General features: G+C 54.9%; 22 protein-coding genes. 10 read left to right on the top strand and 12 right to left on the bottom strand.

The genetic code is table 11. The features are described from left to right. The first annotated feature begins 433 nt into the window (after window positions 1-433). From ACKWMY_RS24770 to ACKWMY_RS24750, 5 genes are all read left to right on the top strand, one after another. On the top strand, window positions 434-958 hold the full coding sequence (locus tag ACKWMY_RS24770; protein WP_074030836.1) for a fimbrial protein: 525 nt from the start codon (window positions 434-436) through the stop codon (window positions 956-958). Between the two features lie 75 nt (window positions 959-1,033). Continuing rightward, window positions 1,034-1,705, top strand: coding sequence for a molecular chaperone (locus tag ACKWMY_RS24765; RefSeq protein ID WP_199063805.1), 672 nt, complete (start codon window positions 1,034-1,036; stop codon window positions 1,703-1,705). 130 nt (window positions 1,706-1,835) lie between these two features. Next, complete coding sequence (locus ACKWMY_RS24760) at window positions 1,836-4,409, top strand: fimbria/pilus outer membrane usher protein (protein WP_409487230.1); 2,574 nt, start codon at window positions 1,836-1,838, stop codon at window positions 4,407-4,409. Window positions 4,410-4,425: 16 nt separating this feature from the next. Next, window positions 4,426-5,448 carry a fimbrial protein gene (locus ACKWMY_RS24755; protein WP_409487229.1) on the top strand — a complete coding sequence of 341 codons (1,023 nt, stop codon included), beginning with the start codon at window positions 4,426-4,428 and terminating at the stop codon, window positions 5,446-5,448. A gap of 321 nt (window positions 5,449-5,769) precedes the next feature. Further along, window positions 5,770-7,050, top strand: coding sequence for a DUF3748 domain-containing protein (locus ACKWMY_RS24750; protein WP_409487228.1), 1,281 nt, complete (start codon window positions 5,770-5,772; stop codon window positions 7,048-7,050). Here ACKWMY_RS24750 and ACKWMY_RS24745 read toward each other — a convergent pair whose 3' ends face one another. Next, the gene (locus ACKWMY_RS24745; RefSeq protein WP_024527353.1) at window positions 7,051-7,410 is read right to left on the bottom strand and encodes a YceK/YidQ family lipoprotein; all 360 of its coding nucleotides are present in this window, start codon (window positions 7,408-7,410) and stop codon (window positions 7,051-7,053) included. Window positions 7,411-7,842: 432 nt separating this feature from the next. Here ACKWMY_RS24745 and ibpA point away from each other — a divergent pair, with 432 nt between their 5' ends. The 3 genes from ibpA (at window position 7,843) to ACKWMY_RS24730 (ending at window position 10,579) form a co-directional block, all read left to right on the top strand. After that, entirely contained in the window at window positions 7,843-8,256 is a 414-nt protein-coding gene (gene ibpA, locus ACKWMY_RS24740) for a small heat shock chaperone IbpA (protein WP_211136405.1), read from the top strand. 69 nt (window positions 8,257-8,325) lie between these two features. Beyond that, complete coding sequence (gene ibpB / locus ACKWMY_RS24735; RefSeq protein WP_024527352.1) at window positions 8,326-8,754, top strand: small heat shock chaperone IbpB; 429 nt, start codon at window positions 8,326-8,328, stop codon at window positions 8,752-8,754. Window positions 8,755-8,920: 166 nt separating this feature from the next. Continuing rightward, window positions 8,921-10,579, top strand: a complete 1,659-nt coding sequence (locus tag ACKWMY_RS24730) for a putative transporter (protein WP_024527351.1) — start codon at window positions 8,921-8,923, stop codon at window positions 10,577-10,579. A gap of 59 nt (window positions 10,580-10,638) precedes the next feature. Here ACKWMY_RS24730 and ACKWMY_RS24725 read toward each other — a convergent pair whose 3' ends face one another. Both ACKWMY_RS24725 and ACKWMY_RS24720 read right to left on the bottom strand, forming a co-directional pair. Continuing rightward, window positions 10,639-11,889: a valine--pyruvate transaminase gene (locus tag ACKWMY_RS24725; RefSeq protein WP_024527350.1), complete on the bottom strand. Its 1,251-nt coding sequence runs from the start codon at window positions 11,887-11,889 to the stop codon at window positions 10,639-10,641. Between the two features lie 134 nt (window positions 11,890-12,023). Next, window positions 12,024-14,090 (bottom strand): alpha-amylase, encoded by a 2,067-nt coding sequence (locus ACKWMY_RS24720; protein ID WP_308873020.1) that lies wholly within the window; start codon window positions 14,088-14,090, stop codon window positions 12,024-12,026. 187 nt (window positions 14,091-14,277) lie between these two features. Here ACKWMY_RS24720 and ACKWMY_RS24715 point away from each other — a divergent pair, with 187 nt between their 5' ends. Continuing rightward, a complete protein-coding gene (locus tag ACKWMY_RS24715) occupies window positions 14,278-14,526 on the top strand; it encodes a CopG family ribbon-helix-helix protein (protein ID WP_024527348.1) in 249 nt (82 codons plus the stop codon). Further along, window positions 14,516-14,803 carry a type II toxin-antitoxin system RelE/ParE family toxin gene (locus tag ACKWMY_RS24710; protein ID WP_098929340.1) on the top strand — a complete coding sequence of 96 codons (288 nt, stop codon included), beginning with the start codon at window positions 14,516-14,518 and terminating at the stop codon, window positions 14,801-14,803. Before ACKWMY_RS24715 ends, ACKWMY_RS24710 begins: the two co-directional genes overlap by 11 nt. Before the next feature lie 141 nt (window positions 14,804-14,944). Here ACKWMY_RS24710 and ghrB read toward each other — a convergent pair whose 3' ends face one another. From ghrB to ACKWMY_RS24665, 9 genes are all read right to left on the bottom strand, one after another. Continuing rightward, window positions 14,945-15,919, bottom strand: coding sequence for a glyoxylate/hydroxypyruvate reductase GhrB (gene ghrB, locus ACKWMY_RS24705; RefSeq protein ID WP_024527347.1), 975 nt, complete (start codon window positions 15,917-15,919; stop codon window positions 14,945-14,947). An 81-nt stretch (window positions 15,920-16,000) separates the two neighbouring features. Beyond that, window positions 16,001-17,269, bottom strand: a complete 1,269-nt coding sequence (locus ACKWMY_RS24700; RefSeq protein WP_024527346.1) for an MFS transporter — start codon at window positions 17,267-17,269, stop codon at window positions 16,001-16,003. 122 nt (window positions 17,270-17,391) lie between these two features. Then, entirely contained in the window at window positions 17,392-18,339 is a 948-nt protein-coding gene (locus ACKWMY_RS24695; protein WP_173410077.1) for a sugar kinase, read from the bottom strand. Further along, entirely contained in the window at window positions 18,336-19,094 is a 759-nt protein-coding gene (locus ACKWMY_RS24690; protein WP_161713276.1) for a sugar phosphate isomerase/epimerase family protein, read from the bottom strand. The genes ACKWMY_RS24695 and ACKWMY_RS24690 overlap by 4 nt, the downstream gene beginning before the upstream one ends. A 434-nt stretch (window positions 19,095-19,528) precedes the next feature. Further along, a complete protein-coding gene (locus ACKWMY_RS24685) occupies window positions 19,529-20,563 on the bottom strand; it encodes a LacI family DNA-binding transcriptional regulator (RefSeq protein WP_024527343.1) in 1,035 nt (344 codons plus the stop codon). Between the two features lie 70 nt (window positions 20,564-20,633). After that, entirely contained in the window at window positions 20,634-21,905 is a 1,272-nt protein-coding gene (locus ACKWMY_RS24680) for an MFS transporter (RefSeq protein WP_098929335.1), read from the bottom strand. A gap of 82 nt (window positions 21,906-21,987) precedes the next feature. Next, complete coding sequence (locus ACKWMY_RS24675; RefSeq protein ID WP_409487227.1) at window positions 21,988-24,114, bottom strand: alpha-galactosidase; 2,127 nt, start codon at window positions 24,112-24,114, stop codon at window positions 21,988-21,990. A 129-nt stretch (window positions 24,115-24,243) separates the two neighbouring features. Beyond that, entirely contained in the window at window positions 24,244-25,251 is a 1,008-nt protein-coding gene (locus tag ACKWMY_RS24670; protein WP_409487226.1) for a LacI family DNA-binding transcriptional regulator, read from the bottom strand. A 118-nt stretch (window positions 25,252-25,369) separates the two neighbouring features. Then, complete coding sequence (locus ACKWMY_RS24665) at window positions 25,370-26,029, bottom strand: OmpA family lipoprotein (protein ID WP_024527339.1); 660 nt, start codon at window positions 26,027-26,029, stop codon at window positions 25,370-25,372. Between the last annotated feature and the right edge of the window lie 213 nt (window positions 26,030-26,242).

The following is a 26,242-nucleotide window of genomic DNA, read 5'->3' as shown; positions in this document are numbered from 1 at the left end:
TAAAGCCTCTTTTTGAGTAAAGATACCCTGGAATTCGAATTAGATAATTGATGATGGTTTGCAGTGATAAGTTTTTCCTATAAGAGATGAATAAAATTATTTTAAATTAATTTGTCGTGGTTGCGTTGTTAACATGTGTGTGTAGTAGTCTGATTTTCATTGTTTTTTTTAATTTAAATAAGTTTTTTATATCGCTGATAAATAAAAATTACATTTACAGTATTATCTTTTTTTGTCTATATTAATCGCGTTAAATGACACCTCGCGTAAAGCGAAGAATATCCTTTTTGTGAATGCCTTTCACAGAGACGTTATAGGACGCTATTGGCCGGGCAGTTATTTAACCGTAATGAATAGTATTGCATGGATTGATGTTTCGACGTCACGTTAAATCATAAATGCGCATTGGTCGCATTTGAAAGGAAAGTCTTAAATGAAAAAGAATATTATCGTTGCTACTTTGGTTGCTGCTGCCGCTATGGCCACTGTTTCTGCTTTTGCTGCTGATGGCCAGATTAATTTCACCGGTTCTGTAATCGATGCTGCTTGTAACGTTACTAATGCTACCAGCGGTTCTTTAGATGTTAGTTTGGGTAAAGTGTCTAAGACTGCGTTTGCTGCTGCGGGTGACAAAACTGCAGCTACCAAGTTCACCTTACAGGTGAGTGGTTGCCCAACAGGCGTAGACAGCGTCAACGTTAAATTCGACGGCACTACCGTTGCTGGTGACAACAGCGTTTTAGCCCTGACTCAGGACGCTGGCGTCGCTACAGGTGTGGGTATCCAGTTGGCTGACGCATCACAAAGCGTACTGCCGTTAAATACAGCTTCCACCAATTACGCTCTGACATCAGGTGCGGCCAACCTTGATTTCGTTGCGCGTTATATCGCAACGGCAGCAACCGTAACCAGCGGCCCAGCCAACGCAGTAGCAAGCTTCTCTATTGTTTATAACTAAGAACTAATCTGGTTGGCGATAATTATAAATAACGGGGCTATAGCCCCGTTATTTATATCATGGAGGATATAAAATATGAATTTCTCACCTGCGCTAATTTTAGCACTGTTATTTACCGCTCATATGTCACAGGCAGGTGTCATTGTAGGCGGAACCCGACTGATTTATGACGGCAATAAGAAGGAGTCTTCACTGAGCGTCAGCAACCCGGATAAAAAAGCGTATTTAGTGCAGACATGGGTTGAAAGCACCGATGGTGTTGAGAAAGCCCCCTTTATTGTGACCCCACCGCTATTTCGCTTGGACGCTGGGCAAGAGAACCTGCTGCGTGTAGTGCGTGCGGGCGGCAATCTACCAGAGGATAAGGAATCACTATTCTGGATGAACATCAAGGCCATTCCGTCGGCAGAAAAAGAAAGTGACAGAAATACGCTACAAATTGCCATCAAAACACGTATGAAGCTGATTTATCGCCCTCATGGGTTGAAAGGGGCGCCAGACAACATGGCCGACAAACTCACTTGGCAGCGCAGTGGTAATGAGCTTCGCGTGACCAACCCGACCCCGTACTACATGAACTTTCAAAAGGTAAAAGTGGCGGGTAAGGACGTGAAAGAGGCAACCCTTGTGGCCCCAGGCACTACTGCCCGCTTCGCCTTGCCTGCCGGTGTGAGTAGTGGAAGCGTGAGTTGGACCATCATCAATGATTTTGGCGGAGCCGGCAAAGAGCATACTGGCTCACTTTAAGTCACAAAGGGTACAGATAAAAACGCGGTAACTCAGAAAAGCCTTGAACGTTAAAACATCGGAAGAAAAGGCATTCTTCTGTAGGCCGCTGGAAAAATGAATGAATAGTGACAAAGGCCAAGTTAATTATATGACTAGAAATATGCAAAAAAGTCAGTCTTCACTGCGTGTCAGCCCGCTTGCGTATTTTATTGCAGTACACATGACCCTGTTGGGGGGGGTGTCCTTTGAAACACAGGCACGTGAGTTTTTTAACCCGGCGCTGCTGGAGACAGATAATCCACAACACGGGAAAACCGACCTGTCAGTGTTTGAAGAGCGGGCGATGCAGGCTCCTGGCTCTTACCGGGTAGATATCTATCTCAATAATGAACAGCAGGACACGCGTGAAGTTGAATTCAAGATAGGGAAAAGCGCCGAAGGTAAAGAGGGGCTGCAGCCTTGTCTGACGGTCGCTCAACTGAATGAAATGGGTGTTAAAACCGACCTGTTTCCTGCCATTGGGAAAGCTGAAGCACAGTGTGCCAACCTCAATGCCATCCCGCAAGCCAGCGCCGAGTTCCGCTTCAGTGCTCAACAACTCTTGCTGAGTATTCCCCAGGCGGCGATGTCGCAAAAAGCACGGGGCTACGTACCGGAAACCCAGTGGAATGATGGTATTTCGTCTTTCTTGCTGAATTACAGCCTGAGTGGTGCAAACACCGTTGCCCGTGACAATAACAACGGCGATAGCAATAGTCAGTTTGCCAACCTGCGGCCTGGCATTAACTTCGGCCCGTGGCGGTTGCGCAACTACACCACCTGGAACCGTGACAGCCAAGGTAAGAGTGAATGGAGCACAGTGTATACCTACGCCGCACGCAACATCGTTTCGCTCAAGAGCCAACTGGTGCTGGGGGACAGTACTTCACCAAGCGATGTGTTTGACGGCGTACCGTTCCGTGGTGCACAGATGGCGTCGGACGATGACATGATACCCGACAGCCTGAAGGGCTATGCACCATCAGTGCGGGGTATTGCCCGGAGCAATGCCCAGGTGACCATCCGCCAAAACGGCTATGTGATTTACCAGACCTTTGTGGCACCAGGGGCTTTTGAAATCAACGACATGTTCCCGACCGGCGGCAGCGGCAACCTGTACGTGACCATACGTGAGTCGGACGGCAGTGAACAGGAACTGGTGGTGCCATATGCATCACTGCCGGTGCTGCAGCGTGAAGGACGCCTGAAATACGCGGTGACCAGCGGGCAATACCGCTCATACGACAGCAGCGTGGAGAAAACCCCCTTCGGCCAAGCCACCGCAATTTACGGCTTGCCCTATGGGCTGACTGCCTACGGCGGCGGGCAGTTCGCCAACGAGAAGTACCACTCTCTGGCGCTGGGGATGGGAAAAAACCTGGGTGACTTTGGTGCCTTGTCGACGGATGTGACCCAGGCATGGTCGACCATGAAAGACCAACCACAGGAGAATGGTCAGTCGTGGCGTATCCGTTACAGCAAGAACTTTGTCCAGACCGGGACCAACTTTGCGATTGCGGGTTACCGCTACTCTACCGACGGCTACTACTCCTTGCAGGAAGTACTGGATACCCATCGGGACCAAGCCAGCCAACCGTTGGTTGAACGCCGCCGCAACCGTTCCGAACTGACCATGAACCAGAACCTGTGGGAAGGGGCGGGTACCCTTTCGCTGAGCTGGATCAGTGAAGATTACTGGAATAGCAATCGCACCATGCGCTCTATCGGTGCGGGGTACAACAACAGCTGGAACGGTATCAGCTATGGGTTGAACTACAGCTATAACGAGAACGCTACCGCCAGCGGCAGCAATGGCAGCGGGCGCGTGTATGACAAAGACCAGGTGTTTTCGCTTGGTGTCAGCGTGCCGTTGGACCGCTGGGTGAGGAATACCTACGCCAGCTACAGCCTGAATACCAGTCAGAAAGGTGGGACCACCCACACTGCGGGTATGAATGGAACGGCCCTGGCCGCTAATAACCTGAGTTGGGGGGTGCAGCAGGGGTACGGTACCAACGGTGTGGGTAACAGCGGCAGTCTGAATGCCGATTACCGTGGTACTTATGGGCAGGTGAATGCCGGTTATGGTTATGACAACAACAGTCAGCGCCTGAATTACGGAGTGCAGGGGGGGGTTGTCTTGCATGAGAACGGTGTGACCTTCGGTCAATTACTTGGGGAAACTGTGACACTGGTGAAAGCGCCGGGTGCCGTAGGTGTCGATGTCGGTGGCCAAACTGGGGTGAAAACCGACTGGCGGGGTTATGCCATAGTGCCGTACAGCAGCCCATATCGTAAGAATCAGGTGCGGTTAAATACCGAAACACTGCCGGACAATGTCGACCTGACGCTGTCGAGCCAGAACGTGGTTCCAACGCGAGGGGCGGTTATCCGCGCCGACTTTGCTACTAACGTGGGGCAGCGTGTTTTGATGACCTTGCTTAAGGTTGGCAGTGTACCAGTGCCATTTGGCGCAACGGTCAGTGACCCGATGCAGAAGACAGCGCAGGGCTTTATCGTGGGCGACAACGGTCAGGTGTATATGACGGGGTTGGCGGAGAGCGGCTCCCTCAATGTGCAATGGGGAACCGAAGCAGATCAGCGGTGCCAGGTGAATTATACGCTGGCGAAACAGACAGTAGAGCATGCCAGGGTTCAGATCCTGAACGGGCAATGCCGGTAAGGGAAGTGTGATGGGAATGAAAAAGATAGCGGCGATTGTGTTCTGTATGCTCGCGGGCATGAATATGGCCCAGGCGGCGTCCGTCTGGGGGTCCTGTACTCCTGATAAAGGGACACAAGTTTTTGGTTTTGATTTTAAGCCAAAAATTGCCACGGTGGCAGAGAATCAGGCGGGACTTACTAAGGCAAGAATATATAACTGGAATCTGGGAGGAACATATCCTGGTACGTGTAACTGTGGCACTAATGAGGGAGGCAATAACTACTACAAAGCCGAGATACCGGGCTTGGTATTCGATCGCACTCTGAGTGGCCTGAATTATTATGCAATAAATAAATATCTCTCCATCGCCAGTGAACTGTATATTGGCGGGAATGTTAAAGATTACGTTGCCACACCTATAAACGATTATAGTAATAATTCTGGCACCATGTGTGCAGTTTCCTCGAATTATGTATCAGGTAGCCAAGGGTATGTTTCTTTATATTTTATCCGTCCTTTTGTAGGGGAAGTAGTGATTCCGCCGACGCCAATACTGAAGATCTATGGCACAAAAATAAAGGGACGCTATGACACGATACCGTTGGCACAGGTCACCATGAGTGCAACGGTAACTGTCCCTCAATCCTGTAATATTAACGCGGGTCAGGTCATTAACGTGAACTTTGGGGATATAAAAGCGGGCGATATAATAACCAAGGGGGCGGGGGTTGACGGTTTTACCCCCAAAGTCGTGGATTTGACGCTGGCGTGCAGCAATATTTCTGATGGTGTAAAAATCAGTTTATCTATCAACGGTGAAATCTCATCGGGGGATGAGACCGCGCTGGCAACCAGTAATACAGATATCGGTATACGGATATTGGATGCCATGGGGGGAACTGTCACACCTAACGGTGGGTTATTACCCGTTAGCATGAATTACGCAACCCAAACTGGTACTAGCACCATGAGTGTGGCCCCGATTAATGTGACTGGCAACAGGCCATCCGCAGGACTGTTTAATGCAACTGCCACCATAAGAGCGGAGATGGAGTAATTAGGGGAAAAGGTAGCCATTTTATACTTGTGAGAAAAGCTGGCACGCATTGATATTGACCATGGGGGCAGAATATCTGCCTCCTTTTTAAGTGTCAGGGATTTAGCTTAAATCCGCGTCTAGGCCGTAAACTCATTCCCGACATTTTCCATTCCTTAGCCCTTCACCTTAGCCCTCTCCACAGGCAAGTGTTCATCAGGTACTCGATCGGTACTGCGGAAGAGGGGGGGGAGATTAGTCACCCAAACCTGGGTGGTGTGAAACAGCCAGGCCGATCGGGTACTATGGCGGTTCTATGCCAGCCGGTATACAGGAGCCGCCATGAGCCATCAGGAACGACAACTGACTTTTGATCCGCGAGGTCATCAGCTCACCAACATTAATGTCTGGACGCCGTGCAGCCAATGGCTGGCGTATGACGTACGGCCAAGCGGCGCATCCTTTACCGGGCTGAGTATTGAACGGGTGAACGTTGCCAGCGGTCAGGTGGAGGTGGTTTATCGGGCACAGCATGGAGCCCATGTCGGCGTGGTAACGGTGAGCCCGGATGCGCCAGCGCGTTATGTGTTTATCCATGGGCCGGAACACCCGGACAGCCACTGGCATTATGACTTCCACCATCGCCGTGGCGTGATCGTCAGCGAACCGGATCGTGAATTGGCGATCACCCTCGACGCCCTGGACATTACAGCCCCCTATACCCCTGGTGCGCTGCGTGGCGGTACCCACGTGCATGTATTCAGCCCAGATGCCAGCCGCCTGAGCTTTACCTATAACGACCATGTGATGCATGAACTCGATCCGGCACTGGATTTGCGCAATGTCGGCATAGCGGTGCCGCTGCAAGGGGTCAATCCGCCCAAGCAGCACCCGCGTGAATACGACGGTAGCCATTACTGTGTACTGGTTAGCGCAACCACGCCAACCCCGCAGCCGGGCAGCGATCAAATCAATCGGGCTTATGAAGAAGGCTGGATGGGCCTGCAAGGCTATAGCAAACCCGATGGCAGCCGCCAGCGTTGGGCGTTGGCGTTTATCGGCGACACCCTCTCGCAGCAGGGGGAAAAACTGCCGGAAGTGTTTGTAGTGGATTTGCCGGAAAACGATGCCGACTATGCCAAAGCCGGAGATGCTCCCTTGCAGGGAACGGCAACAACCTTACCTGCCCCCCCGTTGGGGGTTCAACAACGGCGGTTAACCTATACCGGCCAACGCAAGTATCCTGGGGTTACCACCACGCCACGCCATTGGTTGCGGAGTTCGCCAGACGGCAGCGCCATCGCCTTCCTGATGCAGGACGATCGGGGCATTGTGCAACTGTGGACTATTTCCCCAAATGGCGGGGAGGCGAATCAGGTGACACAAGCGGATCACAGCATTCAGTCGGCCTTCAGTTGGCATCCGCAGGGGGGCAAGATTGCGCTGGTGTGTGATAACAGCGTGATGCTGTGCGATATCGCCAATGGCAATCTGCAGCGCCTGACCAAGCGGACTGCGCAGCCACCACTGGGGGACGCTGTGGTGTTTTCACCGGACGGCAAACAGGTGGCCTTTATGCGTGAAGTCGCCGGATTTAACCAGATTTTTGTGGTGGCGGTTTAACTACGGCCCGGCCGGTGCTGGCGAGGTTGCCATGCCCTGGCCTGGATTGCCGCTGACAGCCAGATTTCGTTCTTCATCATGCTGGATACGGGCTTTGGGTGAGGCTGCCGCTTTATCGCTGCCTGAGCGCAGGTAGTCGTAAGGCAGCAAAATGGTGTCCATTGCCGCCGACAGGGGCAGGTCGATCGCCAGCAGGGGCATCATGGCCCAACTGGTATCTTCGCTCTTCATCATATCGACATTGGCGCGCGTACCGGAGTAATAACCCTGGTCGGCCCCGGTGTGGCTGGCTACGCTGGAGCAACCGTTAGTGGTCAGCAGCAGGCAACCGGTCGCTATCATTTTTTTTATTGGTTTCATTCGTCCATCCTGAGGGGGGACACATCCCCTGAAATTTGCTGATTTATACCCGTCGTCTTTCAAGCTGCAGCGTTGTTACCTGCACTTACTCACCCCAGTCACTTACGAAAAGTAAGCTCCTGGGGATGAGTAAGCTTGTCGCCTAGCTGCAGCTTGAAATCCATAGGGTGTATAACATCCAGCCAAAGCATTGAAAGATGCAACATTCCGCACTGTGGCGGCTATCTCACTTTGAGTGTATGTGATAAACAAATTTTCGCCGTTTCCATTGGCAATTATTTCATCATCACCAGTTGAAATGTGGAAAGCAAACCCCATCTTCTTTACAAGGCCAAATTAAGAATTTGCCGTAAGGGAATTCAAGCCTTATAGCCTGTCCATGATGGAAGGCTTCATTATCAACCTCGCTGAAGTGCCTTAGGAGGCTGTTTTATGCGCAACTTTGATCTTTCCCCGCTGTACCGTTCCGCGATCGGTTTTGATCGCCTGTTCAACACCCTTGAGGCTGGCCAAAGCCAGGGTAACGGTGGCTATCCACCGTATAACGTTGAGCTGGTTGATGAAAATCATTACCGCATTGCCATCGCGGTGGCCGGGTTTGCCGAGCAGGAACTGGAGATCACCACGCAAGACAATCTGTTGATTGTGCGCGGGGCCCACACCAACGAACCTGCTGAGAGAACCTATTTATATCAAGGCATTGCCGAGCGTAATTTTGAACGCAAATTCCAGCTGGCCGAGCATATTCAAATTAGAGGCGCCAAACTGGAAAACGGCCTGCTGTATATCGATCTGGAACGTATCGTGCCGGAAACATTAAAGCCGCGTCGGATCGAAATTAAGTAATTGTTGTATCACCGTGCCTGCCGTTAGGGGGCAAACTTTGAATCTCGCTTCTTTGAAGGAGTTTATACTATGCGTAACTACGATTTATCCCCACTTCTGCGTCAATGGATCGGTTTTGACAAGCTGGCCAGTTCAATGGGCGGCCAGGAGCCACAAGGGTTCCCGCCATATAACATTGAGAAAAGCGACGATAACCACTATCGCATTTCCCTGGCGTTAGCCGGGTTCAAACAGAGCGAACTGGATATTGAAGTGGAAGGCCCGCGCCTGACCGTGCGTGGCAACCCCACACCGCCGGAAAAACAGGTGGAGTATCTGCATCAGGGGCTGGTGTGCAAAGAGTTCACCCTGACCTTTACCCTGGCAGAACACCTGCAGGTGGCCGAAGCCAAATTTGAAAATGGCCTGCTGCACATCGATCTGGTACGTCACGTGCCGGAAGCCTTGCAGCCACAACGCATCAGCATCGGTAGCACTCCGGGGCTGGAAGCCAAATAACCGGCTGAAAAAAAACAAAAACTTGCGGGGGAGGTCCATTCGGGCCTCCCCCGTTGCATTCTGTGGCATACCCCACATTACCCCCCCGCGCCTTATGTCAGAATCCCTATTAATTGCAGGTATTTAATCGCATACCGATTGTTAAACTTTGGTAAGGATGTGACGTATGAGTGATATCGCCCTGACCGTCAGCATGTTGGCGTTGGTGGCTATTCTCGGGTTATGGATTGGCAACTGGAAAGTGTATGGCGTGGGTTTAGGGATAGGCGGCGTCTTGTTCGGTGGCATCATCGTCGGGCACTTTGCACAGACTTACCAGATCACTCTCAACGGCGACATGCTGCACTTTATCCAGGAGTTCGGTCTGATCCTGTTTGTTTACACCATCGGTATTCAGGTTGGCCCTGGTTTCTTCTCGTCCCTGCGCGTTTCCGGCCTCAAGCTCAATGGCTTCGCCATTCTGCTGGTGCTGGTGGGCGGCGTGGTGGCGGCGATTGTCCATAAGCTGTTTGCCGTGCCGTTGCCGATCATTCTCGGCGTGTTCTCCGGTGCGGTTACCAACACCCCGGCGCTCGGTGCCGGGCAGCAGATACTCACCGATCTGGGTTCCGATCCGGCGCTGGTTAACCGCATGGGGATGGGCTATGCGATGGCCTATCCGTTCGGTATCTGCGGCATTCTGCTGGTGATGTGGCTGATCCGGCTGTTCTTCCGCATCAATATCGATAAGGAAGCGCAGGAGTTTGAAGACAGTCTGGGGAGTAATCGCGAACTGTTGCAGACCATGAACGTGGCGGTGCGTAACCCCAATCTGCAAGGCATGGCCATCAAGAATGTGCCGCTGCTCAACAGTGATGAGATTATCTGTTCACGGCTCAAGCGCGGCGATTTACTGATGGTGCCTGCCCCGCATGAGACGCTGGAACTGGGGGATTTCCTGCATCTGGTCGGCAAGCGCGAAAAGCTGGAAAATGCCCGGCTGGTGATTGGCGAGGAGGTGGACGTTTCGCTCTCCACCCGGGGGACTTCACTGCAAGTGGTTCGTGCGGTCGTGACCAACGAAAAGGTGTTGGGTAAAAAAATCCGCGATCTGGAACTGAAGCAAAAATATGAAGTGGTGGTCTCGCGCCTCAACCGTGCCGGGGTCGAGCTGGTGGCTGGCAGCAATGTTACGCTGCAGTTCGGGGATATCCTCAACCTGGTGGGGCGGCCAGAATCTATCGAGGCGGTGGCGGCGATTGTGGGTAACGCCCAGCAGAAGCTGCAACAGGTGCAGATGCTGCCGGTCTTTATTGGTATTGGCCTTGGGGTGCTGTTGGGATCTATCCCGCTGTTTATCCCCGGTTTCCCGGCGGCGTTGCGGTTGGGGTTGGCCGGTGGTCCGCTGGTGGTGGCCTTGATCCTGGGGCGTATCGGCAGCATCGGCAAGCTGTATTGGTTTATGCCGCCCAGTGCTAACCTGGCGCTGCGCGAACTGGGGATCGTACTGTTCCTGGCCGTGGTTGGCCTGAAGTCTGGTGGCAACTTTATTGATACCCTGCTGCATGGCGATGGGTTGGCATGGGTCGGTTACGGTGCGTTAATCACCTCGATCCCGCTGATTAGCGTGGGTATTTTGGCCCGGGTGGTGGGTAAGATGAACTACCTGACGCTTTCCGGCATGCTGGCTGGCTCAATGACCGATCCGCCGGCGCTGGCCTTTGCCAATGGCCTGCACCCTACCAGCGGTGCCGCAGCGCTCTCTTATGCCACGGTCTACCCGCTGGCAATGTTCCTGCGTATCATGTCACCGCAGCTGCTGGCGGTGCTGTTCTGGGCGATGTAGCCTGCAAAAGGGGCTCCGCTTGCGGAGCCCCAATATACTGCTGACAAAATCTCAACCGGCTACGCTTCCTGGTGCGCGCGCTCAACTTCTTCGGCCAGGATCATCACGCCACGCTCAATATCTTCCGGATTAGGTACATAGTTCATGCGCATACATTGATGCGTATGCGGCCATTCATGCTCCAGCCCCGGGAAGAAGTAGTGGCCTGGCACCATCAATACGCCACGCTTTTTCAGCCGTTGATACAGCAGCTCGGTGGTGATGGGCAGATCCTTGAACCATAGCCAGAGGAAGATAGCCCCTTCCGGTTTATGGATCAGGCAGCGCTCTGGCGACAGGTAACGGCGAATAATGCCGATGGTCTGCTCGACACGCTGCTTGTAGAACGGGCGGATCACCTCGTTGGATAAACGCAACAGATCGCCACGCTCAATCATCTCCGTGGCCAGCGCCGGGCCAATGCTGCCTGGGGACAGGCTGATGATGCCGTTCATATTGGTCAGTGCGGTAATGACCTTCTCGTCGGCAATCACGATGCCACAGCGTGAGCCAGGCAGGCCCAGCTTGGACAAGCTCATGCACAGGATGATGTTCGGGTTCCACAGCGGCGTGGCTTCGCTGAAAATAATACCGGGGAACGGCACGCCGTAAGCGTTATCGATCACCAGTGGGATATCACGCTGCTGCGCCAACAGATCGAGCTTCATCAGCTCTTCGTCGGTGATCACGTTGCCGGTCGGGTTGGTGGGGCGCGATACGCAGATCATGCCGATGTCGTCACCGATGTTCAGATGCTCAAAATCGACGTGATACTTGAACTGGCCGTCTGGCAGCAGTTCGATATTGGGTTTGGCAGAGACAAACAGCCCTTCATCCAACCCGGAATCGGCATAGCCAATATATTCTGGCGCCAGCGGGAACAGCACGCGGCGGCGGGTGCCGTCGGCGTAGCGGCCAGCAAACAGGTTAAACAAGTAGAAAAACGCGCTCTGGCTGCCATTTGTCAGTGCAATATTCTGTGGTTCGATCTGCCAGCCAAGCTCTTCTTGCAGCATGGTGGCCAGCGCTTTCAGCAGGGCGTCTTTGCCTTGTGGGCCGTCGTAGTTGCACAGTGCCTCGGTCAGCTTGCCCTGATCGAGCATCTCCTGGCACAGCTGTTTGAAGTAGCTGTCCATCTCTGGGATGTGCGCCGGGTTACCGCCGCCGAGCATGATGGCACCTGGCGTGCGCAGGCCTTCATTGAGATCGTCCATCAAGCGGGTGATGCCCGCGTAACGGGTAAATTTGTCGCCGAAAAGTGAAAAATTCATAGCTGCTGCAATATGGTTGTAAGCGGGTAGACGCCCACCATACCGCCAGATAAAAGCGGGTGCAATGCGGCTGACATCTTACCCGCCGGGCATAGATGTTGCTCGGCGGGGTTTTTACAGCATAACGCGCTGAATTATTGTGACCGATCGCCAGCCCACACCACCATCACTTTATCCCCCCCATGCTGGCGACTAAAGGCATAGTAATGAGGCGTCTGCTGGGATTGCTGCGTACCGGCACCGATTGCCGGGTGGCGCTCGCGGAACTGGCCTAGCCGCTGCCAATGTGCCAACAACGGCGCTTTGGCTCCTTGCAGTTCACCCCAGTTCATATCCGAGCGTGTGCCTTGTAAAGGATCGGAGCCAGTAGGGCCAAACGGCCGGCCACTCTCATCACCGTAATAAATCTGTACCGCGCCCGGGGCCAATAACAGCAGGTCTGCCGCTCGTTGCTGCAAAGGCAACGAACCTTTGGCATCGCTGGCGAAGAACAGGCGAGTGTCGTGCGAGGAAATATAGCTCAGCACGTTGAAGCCCTGCAGCTTGTCCGCCATCTGCTGATAGGTGGCATCGATATTGGAGAAGCAGCCCAGCGCCTGCGAGGCCTGATCCTGAAAATCGAAGTTGATCATCGCATCGAAGCCGTGCTGGTAATAGTCGCTTTTCATCACCCCGTGGCCCCAGGCTTCACCGGTCATCCAGAACGGTGCGTTATCCAGCGCCTGCTTGGGGTTGGCCGCTTTCCACTCTGCCAGTGCCTCGGTGGCTCGTTGCTTTAGCAGGTCCAGCGTGGGTTTATCGACGTGCTTGGCGGTATCAACGCGGAAACCGTCAATGCCATAGTCACGCACCCATTGGCTGAGCCAGACCGTCAGATAATCGCGGGTGGTGGCCCCTGGGATTTCGCGCGCGGTGGTATCAGGTTTATGGCGGAAGAACAGCGGTAGGCCGCTGGCTCCGGGCGCTTCAGTTTTGATGTCCGGAAGGAAAGCCAGTGACATGGTCAGGTCGTCAAAGCCCGGTGAGTCGTAATCGCCGATATCGGTGCGGATCCAGTTTTTCCCCCACCATTGGCTCCAGCCTGCCTTATCGCTGAAGTTGATGTAGTCGTTAAAGCTGTGCCAGCTCTGGCCAGGCCCAGGTTGCCAATCGCCCCAGTTTTTGCCGAGGGTTTTTGCGGCTTCATCACCCTTCAGGTACAGCGAGCCGAACTGAAACTGCTGCATATCGGCCAGCGTGGCATAGCCGACGTGATTGACCACCACGTCAAACAGGATGCGGATCCCACGTTGATGTGCTTGCTCCACCAGATTACGCAGATCCTGCTCGTTGCCCATATTGGCATCGAGCTTGGTCCAGTCCTGGTGGTAGTAACCGTGGTAGGCATAATGTGGGAAATCCCCTTTGGTACCGCCGCCGACCCAGCCGTGGATCTGCTCCAACGGGGAACTGATCCACAGGGCGTTGACCCCCAGCTGTTGCAGATAATCCAGCTTTTTCGCCAACCCGGCGAGGTCACCGCCGTGGAAGGTGCCGATCTCCTGCATACCATCGCCGTGGCGGCCATAGCTGTGATCGTTGGCCGGGTTGCCGTTTTCAAAGCGATCGGTCAGCACAAAATAGACCGTGGCGTTGTGCCAGTTGAAAGCCGCCTGTGGCGGCGTATTGGCTGATTCCAGCAATAGCAGCCCCCCGCTGTTGGCCGCCGGTTGCAGGGTGACCTGGCCCTGAACCACCGTGGCGGTCTGGCCGGAGTAAAAATCACGCACCGTTTCGCCTTCGGCAAAGGTGTCCTTCACCGCGATCGTGATCGGCTGGCCATCCCAGCGTTGGCAGGTACGGGCCACGGCGGCGACGGTTTTTTCCGGTTCGGCCTTCAGGCTGAGCTGCAAGGTAGGCGTACCGCTGCGGGTATCGATACGCACCTGATAATCACCATCGCGAAATAATCGCCAACTGACCGGCTCGCTATCGCTACAGGGCTGCAGCGACAACGTCTGGTTCAGCTTAACCGCGTCGCTGGGCTGCCAGCACTGTTGGTTCTGATACAGCCGCAACGGCAGTTGGCCTTTGGCCAGGGTAGCCTGGCTGGTAAATAAACCGCTGGTGGGTTCGCTGAAGGCCGGGAAGCTTTGCAGCGTCCAGTTGGCCAGCGCTGCGGGTGACAGCAGCATCAGCAGGGGAAGGGTCAGGCGTTTCATGGCTCTCCTTACTCGTGGCAGGAAGCGTTTTTATCGTAGGGTAGCCCAGTGTGCTTTATGCAGAAAAAATCGCCTCATCCCAGGGTAAGAATTTGGGGGCGGAGGAGGAAGGGGGAGAGGTTTGACTATGCGCTGTTGGTTTTTTAATCTATATTGTCATGTATACATTGTAGTGTGAGGTAAACTTATGAGCGTGATGTCTGTTCGGCTATCCGACGATCTCAGTGAGCAGCTTGAAGCCTTAGCAGAAGCGACCGGCAGAACGAAATCATTTTTGGCGACTCAGGCGATACAAGATTTTTTAAGCCGCGAGGCATGGCAGGTTGCTGAAATTCAACAGGCCATCGTTGAAGCCGATAATGGTGACTTTGCCTCTGATGATGAAATGGCGGCCCGTTTTAAGAAAATGGGGGTGACTATTAGCAATGAAAATTAAATGGCTAAGGAAAGCTGCAACAAATTTTGATGATGAATATGAATGGCTTTACCAAGAGGATCCGCAAGTAGCGACAGAATTTGCTAAAGAGGTGGTTCGCTCGGTGAACTTGCTGGTTACGCAACCTGCTTTAGGAAGACCTGGTCGAGTAATGGGTACCCGAGAAATTGTCATGCAAACTTTCCCTTACTTGATCCCTTACCGGATTAAAAATAAGGAAATACATATTCTTAGAGTATTTCATACACGAAGGCGACTGCCGGAGAAACGCTGGTAACTGAGGTTATTATGGTTTTCAACGACCCGCTAGAACACCAGAAAGTGAGTGATGAGTTTGTCCGTCAGGCTGTGATTAGTGAAACGCTTACAGGTTCTTTTGATGAGATGCCAGTTGGTAAACGCTGGCATCTCATAAGGGTTACTTGTTCAGCAACTGCGGGTTAACGCAGTTTTCTGTGACCGTACCGGTCAAGGCGGCAATCAGGTTATCCACGGCGCACTCGGCCATGCCGTAGCGAGTCTCATGGGTGGCGGAACCGATATGCGGCAAAGCGACCACGTTGGCCATTTTCAGCAGCGGTGAATCGACCGCGACCGGCTCTTGCTCGAACACATCCAACCCAGCGGCGTGAATGGTGCCGTCCTGTAAGGCTTCAATCAGCGCTTGCTCATCCACCACCGGGCCACGCCCCGCGTTGATCAAAATTCCGCTCTGCTTCATCTTCGCCAGCTGTTCGCGGCCAATCAGATGAAAGGTTTGCTCGGTGAGCGGCAGCGTAATGCACAGGAAGTCCGACTCGGCCAGCAGCGTATCAAGATCGCAGCGGCGTGCATTGAAGCGTTGCTCTGCTTCTTCATGTGTACGGCGCGCGTTGTACAACACCGGCATGCCAAAGCCGAAGTGCGCACGCTGAGCCAGCGCCAGGCCGATGCGGCCCATGCCGAGGATGCCGATGGTTTTATGATGCACGTCAACGCCGTACCAGTCAGGCCCGATGCTGCCTTGCCATTCCCCTGCCTTGACCCGCTCGGCCACCTCGACCACCCGGCGTGCGGTGGCCAGCACCAGGCTCATGATGGTATCGGCCACGGTTTCGGTCAGGACGGTTGGGGTATGCATCAACAGCACCCGGTGGGCGTTGAGCGCTGCGACGTCAAAGTTGTCGTAACCGACGGAGACGGTGGATGCTGCACGCAGTTTGGGGGCGCGTTGCAAAAAGGCTTCGTCAATCTTGCCGCCGGAACCGAGGATGCCTTCGGCCTGTTGTAGCGCCTGATCGAAGGCGGCGTTGTCCAGTTGCAGACCGTCGAAGGCATGAACGGTAAAGTGCTGGTCCAGCTTGGCACGCAGGTCGGCAGGAATACTTTTGTACAACACGATTGCAGGCTTCATCAAATAACTCCATCTGGCGAACGAGATGTTCAACATAACATATTGCAGGAGAGTGAAGGGCTGAGCCCCTCACTCGCAAGATTAGGCCACCTGTGGCTGAGCTTCGTTACGTGCAGGCTTGACGATCAGCGTCAGCCCCACCGAGGCCAGCAGCGCGATAGCCATAAACATATAAGAGGCTGCCGGGCTGCCGGTCGCCCCGTTGAGGTAGCCGACAAACCAGGAGCCGAAGAAGGAGCCCAGCGCGCCCATGCTGTTAATCAACGCCATGGCACCCCCGGCGACGTTTCTTGGCAGCATCTCCGGAATGATGGCGAAAAACGGACCGTAAGGCGCATACATGGCCGCACCGGCGACTACCAGCAGACCATAGGAGATCCAGAAATGGTTCGGGCCAATGGCGTAGGAGGCGAAGAAGGCCAGCGCGCCGATCAGCAACAGCGGCCAGACAAACAGCTTGCGGTTCTGCATCTTGTCCGATGCCCAGGAAACCACGATCATCGCAATGGTGGCGGCCAGATAAGGTACCGATGACAACCAGCCCGCTTCAACCATCCCCATCTGCATACCGCTGCGCAGGATCGAAGGCAGCCACAGCACAAAGCCATACACGCCGATGCTCCAGGCAAAATATTGCATGCACAGCAGGATCACGTTGCGAGAGCGGAAGGCTTCGCCGTAGTTGCGTACCGCCTTGATGCCTTTCTGCTCCTCGGCCAGTTGCTGTTGCAATGCCAGCTTTTCCTGATCGCTCAGCCAGCCGACCTGTGACGGCTTGTCTTTGACCAGCACCCACCAGCAGAATGCCCAAATGATTGCGGGGATCCCTTCGAAGATAAACATTTCACGCCAGCCAAAGGCGTGGATCAGGTAGCCGGAAACCACCGACATCCACAACACCGTGACCGGATTGCCGAGGATCAGGAAGGTGTTGGCGCGGGAGCGTTCTGACTTGGTAAACCAGTTGCTGATGTAAATCAGCATCGCGGGCATTACCGCAGCTTCCACCACACCGAGGATAAAGCGGATCGCCGCCAGCATCGGGATATTGCTGACCATGCCGGTCAGCGAGGCGCACCCGCCCCACAGGATCAAACACCAGAAAATCAGCTTCTTGACGCTGCGGCGTTCGGCGTAGATGGCACCGGGAATTTGGAAGAAGAAATAGCCGAGGAAAAACAGGGCACCCAGCAGAGATGACATCCCTTTGGTGATGCCAAGATCGTCATTAATCCCGGCGGCGGAGGCAAAGCTAAAATTGGCGCGGTCCAGATAGGCCAGGCTGTAGGTGATAAACACGATGGGCATGATGTACCACCAGCGTTTGGCCGCAATAGTTGCTTTATTCATGTGCAGAACCCTTCAGTGGAGTCTTCTCACCAGCGCTGGCTTGTCGCCATCCGCTGGGGCTTGTGCTCTCCCGGCGTGCCTCGGTTGTAGGGACAGAGGTGGGCGCTCATTGGAGCAAATGATTATTCCGCCAGTGCAGCGCGGGTTGGCAACCCTTCGCTGTCGCCGATGGCCTGGATGGCCAGCGAACCGATCTTGTTGCCGCGTTGCACTGCCTGTAGCAGCGTTTTGCCTTCCAGCAGGGCGCTCAGCGTCCCTACTGCGAAGCCGTCTCCGGCACCGACGGTATCTACCACGTTGGTGACTTTGACCGCGGCTACTGCAGCCTGGTCGCCGGCGGCGGTTTTAAACCAGGCACCCTCTGGCCCTGTTTTGATGATCACGGCCTGTACGCCGCGCTCCAGATAGAAATCGGCGATGCCTTCTGCGGTGGATTGCCCGGTCAGGATCTGGCCCTCTTTTAACCCTGGCAGCACCCAGTCGGCCGCGCAGGCCAGCTTGTTGAGCTGTTCGATCATCAGCTCCCGGCTAGACCACAGCACCGGGCGCAGGTTGGGGTCGAAGGAGATGGTTTTGCCCAGGGCGCGCATCTCGGCAGCGGCGAAATGGCACAGCTCCAGCGACTCGGCAGACAGGGCGGCGGCCACTCCACTCAGGTGCAGGTGGCGCGCCCCAGCGAAGTAGTCGCGGTCAAAATCGGCGGTGGAAAGATGGCTAGCGGCGGAGCCTTTGCGGAAATACTCCACACTGGGATCGGTTCCATCTGTGTTTTTAGATTTCAGCTGAAAACCGGTTGGGTAGCGGCCATCGACGGTGACCTGCTGGGCGTTAACCCCTTCTTTCGCCAGCTGTTGCAAGGTAAAGCGGCCAAAGGAGTCGTTACCTATCCGGCTTACCCAGCCGACGTTCAAACCCAGGCGGGCCAGCCCGATCGCCACGTTCAGTTCGGCACCGGCGATGCGTTTGGTAAAGGTTTCTACCTCGGCCAAATCGCCCGTTTGCGCGGCGACAAACATCGCCATGGCTTCACCCAGCGTTACGACATCTAAAGAATTTTGCGTGTTCATCATGCCTGCTCCCCGCGTAACACATCCACGTAATGGCGGGTTACCGCCTCCAGATCGCTGCCCTGTAGTGGGAACTCGATGCCGCGCGGCACGTCCTGCGGCAAGCGGGCCAGCACTTCACGCCAGCTACCGTCGGTGTCATCCAGGGCGATGGCGCGCCAGCCGCGTGGGCCAAGGGTGGCGGCTTTAACATGAATATAGCCAACGTGTGCGGCCAGCAGATTGGCAGCGGCCAGGGCGTCTTGCCCCACCCAATGCCAGTTGGCCATGTCGAACGTCATGCCGACCGGCAACTGACTCGCTTCCACCGCATGGAAAAAGGCGTTCATCAACGACAGGATGCCGCAGTCTGGCGTTTGATCGTTCTCGACCACCAGTTGGGTTGCGGATTGCCCCAGCGCGATTTTTAACTCGGTAAAGTCAAAGCCCGGTTGGTAGTGACCCAAGGCCAGCTTGAGACGGCTGGCTTGCAGGATCTTCGCCTCAGCCAAAAAGGCGGGCAGATTCGGGTTAAGGGTATGCTGTGGCGTAAACAGTGACTCAGGTGCGGAATACACGGCGGCCAGTTGGTGTTGCTGTAGGGCTTTTGCCAGGGTGGGTAAAGCATCCAGCTCCTGCGGGGAAAGCAGTTCACGGCGGATTTCCACGCCGTCGGCACCGGCCTGAGCGATCAGGGGTAACAACGCCGCCTGGCCACCTAGCTGTTGCACCCTGTCGTTGCCGTAGGCGCTGGTTACTACAATAATCTGTTGCTTCATCTTTTGGCTCCTGAGGTGACCTATCACCACCGCTACTGTAGTTGTAACGGTAAATGGAACCGGTTCCATTGAAAAGCAGCAGCATGCAGAACTATGATCGCAATCACGGAGTTGGTTAAAAAATGGCCCCTCACCCCAACCCTCTCCCACAGGGAGAGGGAGCTGTTAGCCCCTGCTCTGTTGGAAGAACGAAGATAATCTCAGCAAGGCTTGAGCTTCCATTTATCCAAGGAGAGTCAACGAATGCACATGATGGGTCACCGTACTTTCAGGCTAACTCGATCGGTCCCCTGTGTGGCGCTGCCAGAGTAAGTGGTGAGTTCGTGCAGTTTCGGAAAGTAGGTAGGAAAAACCACAAAGACAAGGTGTTACGCAAAGCAATCAACGAACTCGATCGGTCCCCTCTCACTAACGGAGAGGGTTAGGGTGAGGGGTCAACGCAGGGTGGAGCCACGAACGATCAGCTCACCGGAGAATAGCTGCTCGCTAACGGGAGCATTGAGACCCTGAATACGCTGCACCAGCAGTTCCAGCGCAGCATGCCCTATCTGGTAGGTGGGCTGTTTCAGGGTGGTGATCCCCACCCCTGCCAGTTCGGCCCAATCCAGTTCGTCAAATCCCAGCAGGCCAATGTCGTTGCCCCACTGCATGCCCAGGTGGCGCATAGCGCGCGCAACTTGCAGCGTTAAGGCTCCGTTGGCCGAGATCACCGCTTTGCGCATCCCGCGATGGCGGGTGTTGAAGGTCTGTAATACCGTTGCCAGCTTTTCGGCGTCGTTTAGCGGAGTTTCGGCCTGCTCGGCGGACAAATCGGGATGTTGGGCCATCGTCTGGCGAAAAGCGTGCAGACGCTCAAGCCGGGTATTCACGGTGCCAATCGGCTCACTGAGGAACAGGATAGCCTCGAAACCCTGTTGCAGCAGGTGTTCCGTTGCGGTGGCGGTGGCCTCGTGGTTATTCAAACCCACCACATCGCAGGCAAAGTCGGGGATTTTACGGTCGATCAGCACCATCGGCAGCATCGACTGTTGCAGCATGGAGAGCGCGTCTTCACGCATCCCGACGGCGTTCACCACAATCCCTTCCACCCGGTAGCTGCTCAGCAACTGGAGGTAATGCTGTTCCTGATTGATCTCGTTATTGGTATTACAGACCAGCAGGGTAAAGCCATGCTGGCGGCAGGCTGCTTCGATGCCGCGCATCACGTCGACGGAATAGGGATTGGTGATATCGGCGATGATCAAACCGATCAGCCGCGTTTGTCCGCCCTTCAGGCTGCGTGCCATCTGGCTTGGGCGATAGTCGAGCTGCTGGATCGCAATATCGATACGTTGCTTGAGGGCGTCGGAGAGCAGGTGCTGTTCACCATTGAGATAGCGCGACACGCTGGTTTTGCCGGTTTGGGCGTGTTTTGCCACATCACTGATGGTGGCGCGCCCTGAGGCACGCGTTGCTTTATCACTGCTCACAGCCAATCTCCCCTGCGGTTCAATGCCAAGGAGACTAACACACCAAGCCTAAAGCCGGGAATGACCCATGTCAGGAGGTGGCCTCCTGCGCTTTGGCCTGCGGCTGGATTTTCTTGTCGGGGCTGCTGAGGGTGAAGACAGAAATCAGCGTGACACCCAAGGCAAGGCTACCGAGGATCAGGTAAGTTTCGGCGAACCCCATACGGTCATACAGGCTACCTGCAAAGGCAGAGAGGAAGATGGCGGCCCCCTGTTTGGCAAACTGGAAACCAATCAGATAGATCGTGGCGGAAAGGCGGGTATCAAAGTTGGCGGTGATGTACTTGAAGGAACCGACCAGCAAGAAAGGCACTTCCAGCGCGTGCAGCATTTTCAGCATGATGACTTCCAGTGCCGTTGTGGCAAAGGCGGAGCCAATAATGCGTATCGACATGATGGTACCGGCCAGCAGCAGAGTATTTTTTGCCCCGATGCGGTTAATAATCCACGGCGAACAGAACATGATCAGCGCATTGGCCAACTCTCCGGCGGTGGTCGCATAGCCGAAGACCTCGGTACCGCGCTGCGGAGAACTGAAGAAGGTTTTAAAGAAGTTGGCAAACTGTTGATCGAACACGTCATAGACGCAGGCTACCCCGACCACATACAGGATGAACATCCACATCTTCGGCATTCTGAACAGCTCTGCCACCATCCTCAGATTGAACTGGCTCTGATTGGCCCCCAGCTTGCCCATGACAATGGCGTTAGGATTTTCGCGCGGGTTGGCCAGTATCAGGAGTAACATCAGTAGCACTGCCGCTCCAGATCCCATCCAGAAGACGATATCCGGATTGATGTTGAATAACACTCCGGCGGTAGACGCACAGATCCCCCAGCCGAAACAGCCAAACATCCGCGCCTTGCCGTATTCGAAGGCACTTTTGCGGCTGACTCGTTCGATATAAGCCTCAACGGCTCCTGCTCCCCCTGAGAAAGCAAATCCGATATAGGCCCCGCCCACCATGGCTCCGAGCAAGACGTTCATTTTCAGCAACGGTGCAAAGACGTAGAGGAAGAAGGGAGCAAAGAAAAACAGCAACAGGGTAATCACCCAAAGCAGATGTTTTTTCAGCCCGAGCTTATCGGAAATAATGCCGAAAATGGGTTGAAATAGAATGGCAAACAGAGACAGACAGGAAAATACCAGGCCAGTTTCGGTTTTATTCAGTCCGATGACTTCCGACAGCCAGATCGGCAGAAACGGAAAGCAGGTGGCCATAATGAAAAAGTAGAGGAAAAAGAAAGCGCCAAATATCCAGAAGTTACGGTTATTTTTATAGGTACAGACGGTGGCGTTCATGGTGATTGTCCTTCCACGACGAGCTTTGGGTGTGCAGCGGCTCGCCGTGGTGAGCGCTGCACCTGCAAATCTATGGGATAACTCAGAGCTGTTCGAGGCCGATCAGCATGGCGCTTTCCGGATCCAGTACCGGTAACGCTAGGCCAACCTGCGCCAGCCATTCCCCGCTAACGTCGCAGGGCTGTTTCATCCAGGCGGGCAACTGGCGCATGGTATGGCCGCCCTGCTGCTGGTGAATGAGCGGCGGGGTATCCAGCAGGGTGATGCGATAACGAGCATCCGGCCTCAACCCTGGAATGCGCAAATTACCCGGCAGTTGGTGATTCGGCATCGTCAACTGGCTGACCAGAATGACAGCTCGCTCCTGTCCTGGGGCAACCACGCCATTAATCTGGGTGCTTGGGTCGTGATGATCGATACGGATAACATCGCCGCTATGTAGCAATGGCCGGAGAGATTTGTGCAACGCCACATAGCGGACGAAACCAAGCTGTTCGGTGTCGCCTTCTTTGACCGGGTCCAGTTCTATACCCATGTGTCCGAACAACGCCGTCAGGCCGCGAAAACCGATGCTGTGCTGACGTTCGGTGGCGTGACACTGTCGGTTGCCGATGTGTGAGCCCATCACTTCCGGGGGGAAGAAATAGCTCATGCCGCGTTGAATGGTTTGGCGTTCCAGCGCGTCGTTGTTGTCGGAGGTCCAGAAGCGGTGGCAGCGTTGCAGGACCTCAAAATCGATTCGGCCCCCACCGGAGGCGCAGGATTCGAATTCCACCTGCGGGAAGCGTTCCCTCAAGCTATCCAGCAAGCGATAGAATTGCTCGGTCTGGGCTGTCAGCGAGCCGCGGCCAAGGTGAGCGGGTTGTACGATCTCGCGGTTCATGTCCCACTTGATGTAGTCGATATCATGATTGCTCAGTAGCCAGTTCATGCGTTCCAGCAGGTATTCGAAGACCTGTGGGTTGCACAGATCGAGCACGTACTGAAAACGCCCGGTAGGTTGCTGATAGCCCGGTAAACCTAACACCCAGTCGGGGTGAGCCCGGAACAGATCGGAATCTGGATTGATCATCTCCGGCTCCACCCAGATACCGAATTCCATGCCTAGTTGTTTAACATGCTCGATCACCGGAGCCAGCCCGTTCGGGTATTTTTTCTCGTCCAGGTACCAGTCGCCAAGTGCGGCGCGATCGTGGTCGCGCCCACGGAACCAGCCGTCATCAATGATAAAGCGTTCTACACCCAGTTCGGCCGACTTGGTGGCCATCTGTATGATGTACTCGGGCTGGTGGTCGAAATAGATGCCCTCCCAGGTATTGAGATGCACGGGGCGCGGCCTGTGGTCGGGGAAGCGCAGAATATTCTGGCGGACATAACGGTGAAACTGCTGGCTAAGTGCATTCAGACCAGTACGAGAGCTGGCAGCATACAGCCAGGGGGTGCTTAGGCTGGCTCCGCCTTCCAGTTCCTGCTCGCCTGGCAGGTACAGGGCCTCTGCCTGCAACAGGCGGCGGCCATCGGTTTTCACATCGGCGCGCAGACGATGGTTGCCGCTCCAGCCTAGATGGATACCCCAGACTTCCCCCTGTTGCTCGCTGAAGCCACGGCTACCTACCATCATGCCGGGGAAGTATTCATGAGAGCTGCGACCTCGGCGGTTTTCCTGCAGGTATCCGCCATGCTCAAGGGTGACGCGGTGCGGTTGGAACTCGCGGATCCAGCGGCCATGGAACGCCATCACTTCACCAGCACGCTCTGGCAATGGCAGTGTCAACGCCAAGCGGTTAACCCAGTAACGAGCAGCATGGTGATTGATCAACGTATGGCGCATTTTTAGCACGCCGCTGGCGCTGTCCAATTGCAGTTCGCTGCGTAGTTGCAGCCCTGCCTGTGGGTCTTCTGCCAGGATCAGCAACTGATTGTCCTGATGCGTGATTTCGCTGGTAGTGAACACGGGTGACCAATCGTAGCCGTCACGATGGCCTTCCACTCCCGGCGAGCCAAACAGACCGCGTCCAGATTCTGCCGCCAGCGTCAGAGGCGTATCTACATCCAGCCTGCCGTTTGGCACCGCCCGGCTCAACGTCAAGACATCCTTCGGCATAAACCCGCTTAAATGGGGGCCCCAATAGAGAATTTCGGCAAACGGCTGGCAACGAACAATGACGTCGGTCGTGGGGCTGGTTAACCGCACAATGGTGGGTTCCATCTTTTGACTCCTTTACGATCTTTGGCTCAACTCAGTGGCGTCATCATTGATCCGAAACGTTTCGGATTAAAACCTAAACGTTTCGGATCTGTGATCTGGTCGGGCAAAAAACGGCGTTGTTTTAAACGATCAGGAGGTCAAGGGGAGTTCGTCCGGGTTGGGTTTTAGCACCGGTTGCCACAGTACCTGTAATTTTTGCAGCGGTTCACCACGGATCAGGCCAAGAGTCATTTGCGCGATTTGTTGGCCGACTTCCGCGCGGGTGGCTTGGACGATGGCGGCTACAGGCAGGTCGAGCAGGCTTTCCGCTGGTAATCCGTCATACACCACCAGAGAAACCCCTCCGGGGCCGAGTTTATCGGCATCACGTAGCGCCATTGCTGCCCCCTCGCCGTGACCGTTGCAGTCGGTAATGATTGCCGTCGGCGGATCGGCCAACACCAATAACGCTTGGGTGGTCAGATAACCCGCGCGACGGCTTGGCGTGATACTGCACAGATAATCGTCACGTTGTTGCAGTTGGTGGCTGGCCAATCCATCCAGATAACCTTGGCGGCGCTGGCTGATAAACGACTGCTGGTTATTTTCGCCCAGATAGGCAATTTTCCGGTGGCCAAGCGCCACCAGATAGTCCACGGCCATCAGGCTGCCAGCGCGGTTATCAAAATCAAACCAGGCGTAATCTTTCTCCAGCTGGCTGCGGCCCAGTGCCAGAAAGGGGAAGTTAAGCCGCTGTAATTCCTGCAGACGCGGATCGTTGTCTAGCGTATGGGCAACAATCAACGCATCAACACGTTTGCTGGCAATCAGGCGAGTAAAGGCATGATGGGGGGCATCATCTGCCACCAACAGCAGATCGATCTCGTGGCGTACCAACTCATTGCTGATACAACCGATCATTTCCATCAAGGTAGAGTTACTCAACGTGTAGTTATTGAACGGGAAAACCAGCCCAACGGCGTCGATTTTGCCCATTTTCAAACGGCGTGCCAGGGTATTGGGGCGATAACCCAAACGCTCTGCCTCAGCCTCTACCCGTTGGCGCGTATCTTGGGCGACGTCGCCGTAGCCATTCAGGGCGCGACTCACGGTGGTAACGGAGAGATCCAATGCTTTGGCAATCGCTTTCAGGGACATATTTCACTCTACAGAAGGTATTGGGATGCCGGGCGAGAGTAACACAGGCAGAGGAATTGGCGGGAGAGGCGAGGGCAGGAAATGCGAACTGGCGGGGCAAAGGCCCCGCACTGTGTGCTTACAGCGGGCTGAGGGTGATCTCAACGCGACGGTTTTGCGCCTTGCCTGCGGTGGTGCTGTTGGAGGCAATCGGGTTATCCGGGCCGGCACCGATTGAACGGATGCGGTTGGCGGCGACCCCTTGGGTGATCAGCGCGCTGGCCACACCGTCTGCACGTTGTTGGGACAGCGTCATATTATGCGCGCGAGCCCCGGTGCTGTCGGTGTAACCCACCACGTTGACGGCGGTTTTTTCATACTCTTTCAGCACCATCGCTACGCCGGTCAGGGTGTTGGCTCCTGCCGGTTTCAGCGTGCTGCTGTCGGTATCGAAGGTCACGTTGTTTGGCATATTCAGCACGATATTATCGCCCTGACGGGTAACGCTAACGCCGGTGCCTTTCATTTTGTCGCGCAGTTTGGCTTCCTGCACGTCCATGTAGTATCCGGCTCCACCGCCCAATGCGGCACCGGCTGCGGCGCCGATCAGCGCGCCTTTACCACGGTCTTTTTTCGATGACGAGATCATGCCGATACCGGCACCTAGGGCTGCGCCAACGCCAGCGCCAATACCGGACTTGCCGGCTTCTGACTCCCCGGTGTAAGGGTTGGTGGTACAAGCCGATAGCGTCATGGCAACGGCTACTGCACCAGCAATTATCGCAATGCGTTTTTTCATTGTTAGTTCCTTTAAAAGCAGGGATATCTGCGTGCGCTACTCCAAACTGGAGGCGCTAAATCATCGGCATTCAGCCGCGAGCCCCAAAACGGGCCGCGCAACTATGACGTACCTTTTGGCCAGCAGTTCCGATAAAAATCGTGACAAATTATAAACCTGTAAGCCAGGCAGGAAGGTAGCCGCCAAATCGCCGCTTGGGAACCAGAACAAACT

Source organism: Serratia sp. J2, assembly GCF_046269175.1.
Classification (GTDB): domain Bacteria; phylum Pseudomonadota; class Gammaproteobacteria; order Enterobacterales; family Enterobacteriaceae; genus Chania; species Chania fonticola_C.
The sequence above is the reverse complement of the archived record's forward strand: the minus strand, read 5'-3'. Positions and strand labels throughout refer to the sequence as shown.

Coding starts and splice junctions, on each gene's coding strand:
- ACKWMY_RS24770 (WP_074030836.1), top strand. CDS start 434: ATGAAAAAGAATATTATCGTTGCTACTTTGGTTGCTGCTGCCGCTATG.
- ACKWMY_RS24765 (WP_199063805.1), top strand. CDS start 1,034: ATGAATTTCTCACCTGCGCTAATTTTAGCACTGTTATTTACCGCTCAT.
- ACKWMY_RS24760 (WP_409487230.1), top strand. CDS start 1,836: ATGACTAGAAATATGCAAAAAAGTCAGTCTTCACTGCGTGTCAGCCCG.
- ACKWMY_RS24755 (WP_409487229.1), top strand. CDS start 4,426: ATGAAAAAGATAGCGGCGATTGTGTTCTGTATGCTCGCGGGCATGAAT.
- ACKWMY_RS24750 (WP_409487228.1), top strand. CDS start 5,770: ATGAGCCATCAGGAACGACAACTGACTTTTGATCCGCGAGGTCATCAG.
- ACKWMY_RS24745 (WP_024527353.1), bottom strand. CDS start 7,410: ATGAAACCAATAAAAAAAATGATAGCGACCGGTTGCCTGCTGCTGACC.
- ibpA (WP_211136405.1), top strand. CDS start 7,843: ATGCGCAACTTTGATCTTTCCCCGCTGTACCGTTCCGCGATCGGTTTT.
- ibpB (WP_024527352.1), top strand. CDS start 8,326: ATGCGTAACTACGATTTATCCCCACTTCTGCGTCAATGGATCGGTTTT.
- ACKWMY_RS24730 (WP_024527351.1), top strand. CDS start 8,921: ATGAGTGATATCGCCCTGACCGTCAGCATGTTGGCGTTGGTGGCTATT.
- ACKWMY_RS24725 (WP_024527350.1), bottom strand. CDS start 11,889: ATGAATTTTTCACTTTTCGGCGACAAATTTACCCGTTACGCGGGCATC.
- ACKWMY_RS24720 (WP_308873020.1), bottom strand. CDS start 14,090: ATGAAACGCCTGACCCTTCCCCTGCTGATGCTGCTGTCACCCGCAGCG.
- ACKWMY_RS24715 (WP_024527348.1), top strand. CDS start 14,278: ATGAGCGTGATGTCTGTTCGGCTATCCGACGATCTCAGTGAGCAGCTT.
- ACKWMY_RS24710 (WP_098929340.1), top strand. CDS start 14,516: ATGAAAATTAAATGGCTAAGGAAAGCTGCAACAAATTTTGATGATGAA.
- ghrB (WP_024527347.1), bottom strand. CDS start 15,919: ATGAAGCCTGCAATCGTGTTGTACAAAAGTATTCCTGCCGACCTGCGT.
- ACKWMY_RS24700 (WP_024527346.1), bottom strand. CDS start 17,269: ATGAATAAAGCAACTATTGCGGCCAAACGCTGGTGGTACATCATGCCC.
- ACKWMY_RS24695 (WP_173410077.1), bottom strand. CDS start 18,339: ATGATGAACACGCAAAATTCTTTAGATGTCGTAACGCTGGGTGAAGCC.
- ACKWMY_RS24690 (WP_161713276.1), bottom strand. CDS start 19,094: ATGAAGCAACAGATTATTGTAGTAACCAGCGCCTACGGCAACGACAGG.
- ACKWMY_RS24680 (WP_098929335.1), bottom strand. CDS start 21,905: ATGAACGCCACCGTCTGTACCTATAAAAATAACCGTAACTTCTGGATA.
- ACKWMY_RS24675 (WP_409487227.1), bottom strand. CDS start 24,114: ATGGAACCCACCATTGTGCGGTTAACCAGCCCCACGACCGACGTCATT.
- ACKWMY_RS24670 (WP_409487226.1), bottom strand. CDS start 25,251: ATGTCCCTGAAAGCGATTGCCAAAGCATTGGATCTCTCCGTTACCACC.
- ACKWMY_RS24665 (WP_024527339.1), bottom strand. CDS start 26,029: ATGAAAAAACGCATTGCGATAATTGCTGGTGCAGTAGCCGTTGCCATG.